This window comes from Brachybacterium paraconglomeratum (genome assembly GCF_003994255.1).
GTDB lineage: Bacteria > Actinomycetota > Actinomycetes > Actinomycetales > Dermabacteraceae > Brachybacterium > Brachybacterium conglomeratum.
The window spans coordinates 1-10,386 of record NZ_ML133870.1; the positions used below are offsets into that span (position 1 = coordinate 1).

Annotated in this window: 13 protein-coding genes; 7 read left to right on the forward strand and 6 right to left on the reverse strand. The window is 66.0% G+C overall.

The genetic code is table 11. The features are described 5' to 3' along the window. Positions 1-276: 276 nt before the first annotated feature. Positions 277-432: a hypothetical protein gene (locus DS079_RS17205; RefSeq protein WP_164736314.1), complete on the forward strand. Its 156-nt coding sequence runs from the start codon at positions 277-279 to the stop codon at positions 430-432. Positions 433-522: 90 nt separating this feature from the next. Then, complete coding sequence (locus DS079_RS16770; RefSeq protein WP_094433104.1) at positions 523-1,452, forward strand: hypothetical protein; 930 nt, start codon at positions 523-525, stop codon at positions 1,450-1,452. Between the two features lie 54 nt (positions 1,453-1,506). Here DS079_RS16770 and DS079_RS16775 read toward each other — a convergent pair whose 3' ends face one another. Then, positions 1,507-1,746 (reverse strand): type II toxin-antitoxin system HicB family antitoxin, encoded by a 240-nt coding sequence (locus DS079_RS16775; RefSeq protein WP_094433106.1) that lies wholly within the window; start codon positions 1,744-1,746, stop codon positions 1,507-1,509. Continuing rightward, a complete protein-coding gene (locus tag DS079_RS16780; protein WP_164736315.1) occupies positions 1,739-2,347 on the reverse strand; it encodes a ParA family protein in 609 nt (202 codons plus the stop codon). The genes DS079_RS16775 and DS079_RS16780 overlap by 8 nt, the downstream gene beginning before the upstream one ends. Before the next feature lie 499 nt (positions 2,348-2,846). Here DS079_RS16780 and DS079_RS16785 point away from each other — a divergent pair, with 499 nt between their 5' ends. Further along, complete coding sequence (locus DS079_RS16785; RefSeq protein ID WP_206516194.1) at positions 2,847-4,220, forward strand: replication initiation protein; 1,374 nt, start codon at positions 2,847-2,849, stop codon at positions 4,218-4,220. Between the two features lie 199 nt (positions 4,221-4,419). On the opposite strand, the gene DS079_RS16790 is transcribed toward DS079_RS16785, so the two are convergent. After that, positions 4,420-4,704, reverse strand: a complete 285-nt coding sequence (locus tag DS079_RS16790) for a ribbon-helix-helix domain-containing protein (RefSeq protein WP_094433074.1) — start codon at positions 4,702-4,704, stop codon at positions 4,420-4,422. Between the two features lie 18 nt (positions 4,705-4,722). On the opposite strand from DS079_RS16790, the gene DS079_RS16795 reads away from it, so the two are divergent. From DS079_RS16795 to DS079_RS16810, 4 genes are all read left to right on the forward strand, one after another. Beyond that, a complete protein-coding gene (locus DS079_RS16795; RefSeq protein WP_126988901.1) occupies positions 4,723-5,136 on the forward strand; it encodes a hypothetical protein in 414 nt (137 codons plus the stop codon). A 121-nt stretch (positions 5,137-5,257) separates the two neighbouring features. Then, the gene (locus DS079_RS16800) at positions 5,258-5,449 is read left to right on the forward strand and encodes a hypothetical protein (RefSeq protein WP_094433078.1); all 192 of its coding nucleotides are present in this window, start codon (positions 5,258-5,260) and stop codon (positions 5,447-5,449) included. Between the two features lie 368 nt (positions 5,450-5,817). Beyond that, a complete protein-coding gene (gene mobC, locus DS079_RS16805) occupies positions 5,818-6,306 on the forward strand; it encodes a plasmid mobilization relaxosome protein MobC (protein WP_164736316.1) in 489 nt (162 codons plus the stop codon). Next, positions 6,303-7,103, forward strand: coding sequence for a relaxase/mobilization nuclease domain-containing protein (locus DS079_RS16810; protein ID WP_126988903.1), 801 nt, complete (start codon positions 6,303-6,305; stop codon positions 7,101-7,103). The genes mobC and DS079_RS16810 overlap by 4 nt, the downstream gene beginning before the upstream one ends. A gap of 812 nt (positions 7,104-7,915) precedes the next feature. Here DS079_RS16810 and DS079_RS16815 read toward each other — a convergent pair. The 3 genes from DS079_RS16815 to DS079_RS16830 all read right to left on the reverse strand — a co-directional run. Next, entirely contained in the window at positions 7,916-8,605 is a 690-nt protein-coding gene (locus tag DS079_RS16815) for an Abi family protein (protein WP_164736317.1), read from the reverse strand. Between the two features lie 380 nt (positions 8,606-8,985). Continuing rightward, a complete protein-coding gene (locus tag DS079_RS16825) occupies positions 8,986-9,690 on the reverse strand; it encodes a hypothetical protein (protein ID WP_126988905.1) in 705 nt (234 codons plus the stop codon). A gap of 153 nt (positions 9,691-9,843) precedes the next feature. After that, on the reverse strand, positions 9,844-10,386 hold a 543-nt coding region (locus tag DS079_RS16830; protein ID WP_164736318.1), incomplete at its 5' end, for a restriction endonuclease.

Sequence of the window (10,386 nt, forward strand, 5' to 3'; positions counted from 1 at the left end):
CTGGCCCGCTGCCGCCTCAACCTCGTCCCCGACACCAACACCGAGGAGGTCACCACAAGCTCCCTACCCGCCCTGACCGCCTGACCCCTCAGCGAAGGATCGCTACACCACTTCCAGGGACTTGACCAGCGCGCTCTACAGGAGATCCGCGACCTATCGCGAGACAACCGGACGACTGCCACCGAGATCAAGTCCGCGATCGACGAACGAATCACGAAGATCCTTGACCTTCGACTGGAAGCTGAGCGTCAAGGCCTTGACGCTGAACGTCAAGAGATGGAGGCCAAGCGCGCGAACGCGGCTCAGGGTGCCGATTTGGCGAATCAGATGTTTGGCTGGTTAGGCAAGCAGGTTGGGCAGGCGATCGCCGAGCAGGACGCAGAAAAGCGCCGAAACGTCGATGATTCTGACGACGAGCGGCGAGACGAGTGAGTCATACGCCCGTCGCGTGTGGCAATCACTTGGCTCCGCAAACGCGATCGGTCAATCAGGCTGGACGAATCGAGCTAGAGGGGCTGCGACGTGGATGACCTTGCCGAGCACGAAGAGCGAGCCATACGGGACTACGTCAACAGCCAGTCTCCGCCGGACGACCAGGCTGTCTTAGTTCAGCCGGTGCACTCGCGGCGGGTCCTTGGCCAAACGCATGACGTCTTCGATGTGCATTGCACGAAGACGCGGTGGTGGGTGATCACCGGGCCGACGAACCTCTACTTACAGACGGACTTCCCGCAAGCGGAGCAAGCACTCATCTTCCATATCGGACTTGGGGCAGTGCTGGCCGAACGGAGCCGCGGCGAGCTCGGTGACGAGGATCAGCCTGTGTCGCCTACCTGGCGGCGCTACAGGGACGCGCTCAAGGTCATGGACGACGCGTCAGAGGCCGAGGACTTTCAGTCGGTCGGCATCAAGTGCCGAGACGCCCTGATCGCTTTAGGTAAGCAGCACCAGGACGCCGATTGGCTCGGCGAGGTCCAGGAAAGGCCCAAGGTTGCGGACTTCAAGGGGTGGGGGGCGATCTATGCGGAGCGGCTCGCTGACGGGCGACAACGGAGCTACGTCAAAGCCATGGTCGACAAGACATGGGACCTGGCCGTGGGACTGCAACACGATTCGAACGCCACTCCCGCGGACGCCGACTTCGTGCTCGACGCGACCGGGCACCTGATCGGGGCTCTCAGTAACCTTGTGCGACGTCATGACGAGGGCGATCCTGCTCGCTGCCCACAGTGCGAGTCCTACAGGGTCGACCGCGACGTTGCGTACGCCGACAGGGGATTCACAGAGTCGCTCGTCTGCGCAGCATGCGAGTGGCGCTCCGAGCCGACGTTCACCGCGTGGGCGGACCACTTCGAGGCAGACTCCCTCGAGCGCGCTACCGACTACCTGGCCGGGCTGACTACGAGCATCTCCGACGGTCCTCACCACGACGATCCCGTCGAGACCGCATGACTCACGGGGGCGTGGCCCTCGATCTCCCCAAACCCCCATATGGTCATCTGGGGGTTACTTGTTCCGGAGTTCGGGGTAAGCCTTCTGGATCGCGTTCAGCACGAGGTCTCGCTGGCTGATGCCATGCTCAGCTGCCGCGATCTTAAGCCGGCGGTGGAAGTCCTTGTCGAGATCGATCGCAAGACGCACGGTCTCGACGACCGGCTTCTCGGCGAAGCTACTCGCAAATCCCTTGCCGGCACTTCGCGGGTTGCGACCCATGGCTGCCCCCAGCTTGTCGGTGTTCTTAGGCATCGGTTGCTCCCTGGAGGATCGTCAGGATCTCTGCGGCCAACTGGTCGTAGCCATGCAGCTCGGTCGGGCGAGAGATGCCAGCGACTTGGCGCACGGCTTCCCGCTTAGGGATGTAGGCCTCAAGCGCGTGCACGCGCTCCCCTGCCGCTTCGCGAAGCGCTGCCCGCGCAAGACGGAACGTCGTCGACCCAGTCTCAGCTCGGGCCAGGAACAGGGCCGCTCGCGTATCCCCGATCGCTTCGAGCGCAGACCATGCACGAGAAAGCTCGAGACTGGACTGCAGAGTCGGGATCAGAACGAGGTCTGCCACGGCAGTTGCGGCATCCAGGACCTCGGCGACACCCGGAGGGGTGTCGATGACAACGAACTGCGTACGAGGCAGAGCACGGCGGATCGTCGCGGCAGATCCCGGGACGACCTCAAAGGGCAGCGCCACTCCCCCGTCCTGCGCGTTGTACGCCCACTCGGTGGCGGACGCCTGAGGGTCAGCGTCGACGACGGTGACGTCGCCATGTTCAGTGAGGGCCGTCGCGACGAAGATCGAAGTGACCGTCTTGGACACCCCGCCCTTCGGGTTCAGGCACGTGATCACAGTGGTCATGTGGGCCACCATATGACCACTCCCCCAGCTGGGCACAACCCCTTCTCCCCATATGTTGCTACCCCCGGATGGGGGGATGGTGGGATGGCCAGAGCATTGGACGTCAACGCAGGTCAGCGACACGCAGGAGGTGCGGCAAAAGCGCTGCGCACCGGGATCTGGCGTGTAGCGTCGTTGCAACGACAGAAAAAATGAGCGCCCAACCGGTGGCAGCCAGTTGGACGCTCGCTTCACCCCGAAACTGAGACTTCGGGGAGAAAGCCTGGTCATGACCATACCTTCGTCTCCCGACAGTGGGGGAGGGGACACGCCCAGCGTGTCTCCCACAGCACAGGCATCGACCTCCGCGCGCCCGTGGGACGATCTCGAGCCGGGCCCGCGCCCCTCACAGTGGACCGACCCATCCACCGGTCAAGCGATCCACAGCTACAGCCCCGACCTGTTCGCGGCGCCGAGCGCACCGGGGATCCGCTCCTGCGGGTGGGACGACATCCAGGCCATGACCTTCCTGCAGCACCTCGGTAGAGACGCCTTCCAGGCCAGCCGAGACCGTGACTTCTCGAAAGCCTGGAAGAAGAACCCCGAGACAGGGGAGACCAAGCCCCGCATGTTCCCCGTCGGGACGCCAGCGCTCGAACGGTGCCAGTACGCCGTCCTGACCCATCCCCAGTACACGGCAGCGCTCGTCTTGGACATCGACCGGCCCAGCCATGAGAGCGGCGGGCAGGTCACCAATCTTCACTCCAAGGTCCACACCGTCCTGGACCGTCTAGCTGTCGCCGGCTACGGCCCTGCCTGGCTGGGGATCAACCCCCTCAACGGAAAAGCCCAGGCGATTTGGCTGATCGACCCGGTCTACGCGGGGGAGGGACGCTCGAGCCCAAACACCCGTCTCCTGACGATTGCCACGACCGAGCTGAACCAGCTCCTCGGTGGAGACCTCGCCTTCAGCCACCGCTTCTCCAGGTGGCCCCTCCACAAGTCGAGCGACCCCACCGCATACCGTTGGCACTGCCAGCACAACCAGATCGTTCGCCTGACAGACCTGGTGGCGGAGGTTCGCAGAATGACCAACACACAGACCCCCGGACGAGGCGAAGGGGAGAAGCAGTACCCCAGCGGTCGAGACCGCATCGAGGCAGCCCGCAAAGCCACGGCTGAAGCGAAGATGCTGCGGGAGCTTGCCGAGCAGCTGCCAGAGACCGCCCAGATCGCGCCAGCAGCAGCAGGCGTGATCGACGGCGTTCGAGTGATGTGGATCAGCACAGGACGAGCCGCCCGCGACGAGACCGCCTTCCGCCACGCCCTCGCCACAGCACACCGCCTCAAGAAGGCCGGAGAGGCACTCAAGGACGCGAAGCTCATCGACGCCTACGAGCGGGGCTACAACGTCGCCCAAGCCGTCGGAGGCGATGGCCGCGAACCGGACATGCCTCCCATGCGCGACCGTCTCACCATGGCCCGCCGTGTCCGCGGGTACGTCACCGCCGGCGTCACGAACCCCACGACACGTACAGGCGGCGCCACACGCATGTCCAGCGCCGGCCGCAAAGCCCTAGCAACCCTCGGACGCCGCGGAGGCCAGCGCGCCGCCGAACGATGGAAAGACCCGGAGAGCGAGTACGCACAGCAACAGCGAGCCAACCTCTCGTCAGCCAACGCCCTTCGCTCCTACAGCACCGACGAGCACAAGGGGCAGCTGCTCGCACTCATCTCCAACTATCGGCGACAAGGCCTGGAAGTCCCGACGACACGAGAGCTCGCTCGAGAGTTGGGCCTCAGCCTTCGCCGCACGCAGGAGCTCCGCAAAGCACTTGGACTCCCCGGTAGACGCGGTCGCCCGCCCCTCTCCACTAAAAGCGCGAAGCCGTAAGCGGTATACGGTTCCCCCGCGCCCTCTCGGGTGCGAACTCCATCTTTGTGACTCCTACACGGGCCCGCAGACTGGACCTTCCTCCTGCTCTGAGCATGTCAGTACCACCCGTAGATGAGTTGCTGGATCAGGCACTCTCGCCGGAAGCAGCCGGCTACGCGGTGACCCCACTCGGACGGAGCCACTTCCTTCGAGCGCGTCAGCGCTCTTCCTGCGTCGGATCATGCAACTGATCCATGAAGCGGCTGTACTTGTCGAGCTCCTGGCTGCGCGATTCGGTGTCGTGGTGCCAGTACCGCTCCTTGAGGACCGGAAGCATCTCCTGCACGGCAGCACGTAGGTAGAACCCACGGGAGCGCCCGGTGTGCTGCGCGAGCCGGTCGAGCTCGGCCACAAGCTCGGAGTCCATACGGACGGAGACGACCTTGTCCCCCAGCCGCTCCAGACCGCGCTTTTCATTGGCAGGCTCGTAGATCTGGCTCATGGTAAACCATGTTTACACATGGCGCTCCAGCTGTCATGCTGGAACCAACATCGAGGACTGGTGGTGATCGCTGTGTTGGGTTGGTCGGGATACCTCAAGGACGCGAGCACGGGGGAGCGCCTGGGCTACCTGGGGGATCTACACGACTACGGCGACCTCGATGCCCGCGCTCTGGCGGGGGAGGTCGAGCAGGAGACCTGGGGTGGGTATCCGACGACGTTCACTGGCCCGGCCGCTGCGTTCGCCAGTTGGATCGAAGCTCTCGAGGAGAGCAATTTCCGCCAACGACTCGTCCGTACCGAGCAGTCCAGCGAACACCCCGGGGGAGTGCGAACCGCGACCGCGCGCGAGGCGAAGAAGATAGCGATGGACATGCTGCGATCTGTCGATCCTGAGCGCCGTATCCGAGTAGATCTGTGGGACCAAAGCTGACCACTCCAAGCCTCGCGCCTCGCCACGACCCTCGAGGCGCAGCAACGGCTAGCAACGCTATGCATGGTCGCAAAGAGAGGGAAGCGCAATGACGCATGAACCGACGAGTGTGCGAGTAGAGGTGCATCGATGGTCCAGTGGATGGGAGCTGCACATCCTCGGCAGCGCGGACTTGATTACGCAGACCGAGTCCGGCTGGGACTCGTTCGACGACGCTGAGCGGCAAACGCGGGACTACCTCGAGACCGTCTTCGACGGCGCCGACTTCTCCCGAGTCCCCTTCGAGTTCGTCGAGAAAAGCGACGCACGCTGATCCGCTCGAGCTACGTCGCGGCAGCGTGGCACGTCGGAAGATCCGGCGCCGGCTGGCCCCACGACCCCTCGTCGGGGTCGTACATCGACGCTGCGCGTCGATAGCCGGGGACCGACCCGGCCGCGCGTCGTCCCTCCTTTGCGGCCGCGACCGGCCCGGTCCCCGGCCCCTGTTTCCAGCGCGCTGTGTTCCTCCTACGTCGGAGCGCTGGAAACGATGCAAGGTATGATTGTGCGTGACACTATGGGGCGTACCGTTCGTTCCTCACTGCCCCATAGCGTCCCGCTCAATCCACCTTGCTCCTACGCGGAGGGCGTGGGCGACCTGGCGGTCGCAGTCCTCGCAGGGCTCGGACGAAAGGGGTCGCCGTGCCGATCGAAGATCGCCCCGACCACGCCGCCGAGGCGGCGTTCAACCCCTATCTGGCGTTCTCTGCGACAGCGCCAGAGGAGCAGTCGGCTGCTGCGCCCGAGCGGCCGCGCGCGGGTCGCCCGACCGCTGGCCCCGCGAAGCGTGAGCATCGCGTGGGGCTGTCGCTGAGCGACGTCGAGCACGCCGCGTGGAGCGCGGCCGCGAAGGACGCCGGGGTCGGCTCTCTGGCCCGTTGGGCACGCGAGCGCGTGACGAGCTCGCTGACTTTGGCGCACCTCGGGCACAGCGACCTCGGGGGCGAGGTGGCCGCGCTGCGCGCCGACCTCGGCCGCGTCGGCAGCAACCTGAACCAGATCGCGCGAGCGCTCAACGTCGCTGAGCGCGGCGGTCCCGACGGGCCGACCCCGGGGGAGGCGCTCGACGCGATCGAGGCCGTGCGCGCTCAGCTCGCCGAGATTCGCGCCTGGACGAGGGAGCACCCGTGATAGCCAAGATCACCCGGGGGACCAGGGTCGGGGACATTGCCGCGTATCTGCACGGGCCGGGCAAGGCCGATGAGCACCAGTACGTCAAGGACGGACAGCGCCACTCCGGGGGCGTGGTGATCGCCTCGACCATCGGCGCGGAGGGCGCCACCGATCCCGCCGAGTGGGCCGCAGACCTGCGCCACACCCAGCAGACGCGCCCGGACATCACCAGGCCGATCTGGCAGACCTCCCTACGCGCCGCGCCGGGTGACCGGAAGATGGACGATCGTGAATGGGCCGATGCTGCGTCGCGGTTCATGGACGAGATGGGCGTGGGGAATCGGCCGTGGGTCGCGGTCCGTCACGGCGACGATCACATCCATATCGTGCTGTCTCGCGTCAGCGACGACGGCGAGGTCTGGCACGGGCGCAACGATCGCCGGGCCGCGCAGCGCGCCTGCACCGTCCTCGAGGAGGCTCACGGGCTCAGCCAGGCTCCCCGCCGGAAGGTACAGCCGAAGCGCGCTGTGGCCGCGCAGCGCGAGACCTGGCGCGAAGCCGCGAAGGTCTCCCCTCGACAGCGGTCGCTACGCAGGACCGCTCGCCAGTTCACGCAAGCCCAATGGGATGCGCTCGACCCCGCCGTGCAGGGCGTCATTCGCACGAACTCGCCGCAGCGCGTGCCTGGTGCTCACGTACCCGAACCCAGGACCGCTCCCGAGGCGGGCCGGGCACCAGCCTCCACAGAGAGCCAGTACAGACAGCGGGCACGCAGGACAGCAGAGCGTCCGCAGGATCGTGGCTACGGGCGATGAGCTGCCGCGGGGCTGCGCCCCTTGCCTTCGAGGCTGGTGAGGGCGTTCCAGCGCAGTAGATCAGTGGATCAGTACCTCAGTGCGTCAGTAGATCAGCAGGTCATAGAGAATGCGCCCTGCGGTGCCGGTGCCGGCGGCGCGGTCTGCTCGGCACCATCCGGCCCCTGCTGCTCGCTGGACGTGGCGGACGTCGAGCTCGCGGACTCGCCCACGTTCGTGTCCGTGGTGCGAGCCCCGTCTGGAGCCGGAGCGGACGACGGTTCCGCCCCCGCCCCTGTGGAGCTCGACCCGTTGGAGGGCGAGCCCTGACCGCTGAACGCCTGGGCACCATTGGCCGGGGCTGCGGTGCTCTGCGCGGCACCGAAGTCCGTCGACGCGCCCTCGCCCGTCACCGAGTCAGCACCCGAGGACGAGCCGTCCGAGTCCGAAGCTCCTGTCGTCGAGGTGGTCCCGGCACCCTGGCCCCCACCCTTGGACGCGGACCCGCTCCCGGACCCACTGGTGGGGCGGTCGTCCCTGCGCCCTCCGAGCCACCCTTGGCCGCACCAGCGCCCTCGGCAACGCCGCTGGCTCCTCCTACCGCGCCCGTGGGGCAACGCACAAACCCCCATACCCCCAACCGCAACGAGCAAGAGGAACGGCCGCTAGAGACTTCCGGCTCGCTCAACCGACAAGCGGAGGTGCGCCGCGCCGGGGCAACTGTCTCGGCGCAGCATGCCCCGACCGAGCCGTCCTCGCGGACAGGAGCTCCTTAGTCCCCAAGTCCCCAACCGTCCATATGGGGGTCTGGGTGTAGTCGATGTCGTCCCTGTTTAGGGGACAGCGAGAGGAGATCGGGCCAGAGCGCTCGACAGGGAGGAGCTCGCCTCTATCCATGTCGCTAGGTCGGGATCGATGTACCCAGCGAGCTCCTGGAGCTGCACTCGAAGTCCCTCGCAGGGGAGGTTCCAGATACGGTGGTGATGGCCGATGCGGTTGCGGAGATCGCGAAGTGCCTCGAGCCGGTCAGCCACCAGTGCACGGTTACGACTCGGCGCGTGAGGGAACGCTCCGGCTAGATCAGGCCACAGCGAAGACGCGAAGCGCTTGGAGACCAGCTGGTGCCACAGCCCGAGCGATGTCTCGGAGATGATCTGCCCGTGATCGAGCGGCTTGCCGTTGTCGTGGACCCGGCGCCGGGCGCGGTCGATGTCTCGGTAGGGCTGTCGATGGCGCGGACGAGCGTTGATGAGATCCCGACCAAGAGCACCTGTCGGATCATCCAGCCAGGAGCCAGGATGGCCGGCACTCTGGTGCCTTATCGTCATGCGCTCATCCAAAGCGTTGCGCACCGCCACCTCGAGATGTCCGAGATCGGCGAAGAACGCGGCCGCGAGCTGACTGTTCCAGACGTACAGCGCGTGCGCGAGATCGTGGTCCCCGCTGGCCGCCACGAGGTAGTGATGCAGGCGGGCAGAGCTGAAGTGATGCTCAGCGACTTCGTAGCTGCCCTGCTTGCCCATGCCACACATCCCCAGTATCGTCTTCAGTAACACCCCGGAACCGTCCCTGTAACTCCCTTGGGAGTCGATCAGACGGCCGGGGTTTTGTCTTGCCTGCCGCGCCACCTCGGGATGCCAGTAGGCACGAGCGTACGTCGAATGGGCCGGTGACCCTCAGAGGCCGGGCCACTCCCGAACTGCTCGGCGGGTCGCTTCGGATCGATTCAAGTGCTCGCGCTCAGCGCGGGCCCTCAAGGCAGCAAGCTCCTCGCCAGTGAACCGCACCGGCGCCACCTGCGCCGGAGAGCTACCCCGCGTGGGCCGCCGCTACTGCTTCCGTGGCCGCTCCACGTCGTAGCCAGCCCCGTACAGCTCGGGAGGGAGTTTCATCTGCGAGCGGGTCACTGGATCACTTCGGACCCTGCCTGTTCTGGGTCGGGCTCTTCGGCGTTGATCGCGAGCTCGCCCTTGGCGCGCCAGATGGCGTGCTCGTAATGCGTAAGAGTCTCTCCGCGGGGTTCGAACGCGTGGGCCTGCATCACCAGATTGCGCGCCGTGCGAGCATCCACCGGCCCCATCCCCTCCGCTGCCAGCGCGGCGTTGACGAAGCGCACGATCATACGGTCGGCCTTAACCCCGGGAACACCGAGGAGCATCTGGAAGTACTCGCACGTTACCCATCCCAGGCCGTGCACGCCCGTGTAGGCAGCCTTCACCTTTGTGGCATCCGCCGCCGCGAGGTCCTCTGCCGTCGCGATCGGAGGCTCGAGTGCGAGCAGCGCTTCGGCAGCATCGATCACGCATGCTGCCTTCGTCCTCCCGCCCGTCTTAGTGCGGCCCATGATCTCCGCCAGATCCTGCTCCCCCACTGCGGCAAGCACAGCGAGGTCATTCATGGCCTCCGGGTATTTCGCATTGAAGGTCTTGAGGCGCCCGATGACCCCCTTGGCCGGATCCTTGACCTGGTACTTCGCTCGAATCGAGAACACTGCATCGACCAAGGCAGTGCCGACGTAGCCTTTCCACCCCCCGCTGTAGGCGGTGAACTCGTCGTGATCTAGCTTGGCGGTCTCGGCGACCACGGCTAGGACGTGCTGTTCGAACATCAGTGACTCCTCAGTGAAGGACCTATGCAAGTTCATTGGGGGCTGCCGTGCCATTGCGGTGCTGCGAGGTGTGGTCCCAGCTGCCGAGGCGTCCGACGTGACGCGGCAGCGGCTGGGCTGCCTTGGATTGTTCTCGCGGAGTCGACTTCCCGCTCACGTGAAGCGGTCGAACCACGACTCGTTGACGACCGGGGCGAGCTGCACGCCGAGCTGTTTGTCCAGGACGAGCTCGGCGAGTCGGTTTCCGTCGATGAGGTCGACGGTGGGAGTGGCTGAGATGGCTGCTTTACGTGCCGGCTCTGTGAAGCGTCCAAGGGTGACGAGGATGGCGCGTTCGGCGCCCTTGGTCTGCGCGTCCCGCTGGAACAGCGCGACGGTCTCACGACCGATGGGCTTCCCCTCTGGGTTGTAGCGCTTGACCTGCACCGCTACTCGGGATGAGAGGACGGCGCTAATGGGTGCTCGCCCGATGCCGTCGATCCCTTCATCGCCGCTGCCGCCAATGCGGGTGAGCTCGAGGCCGTGCTCGCGGAGCATGAGTAGGACGAACTCTTCGAACCCGGTCGGGGTGAATCGCCCCGGGTTTGTTAGAGGCTCGCAAGTGCCGTGTCGGCGGTCGCCGGCACGGTCTGGTGGTGATGGTAGATGTCCTCCAGCTCGACGGGTGGGATCATGCCGATCTCCCCGTGGAGACGT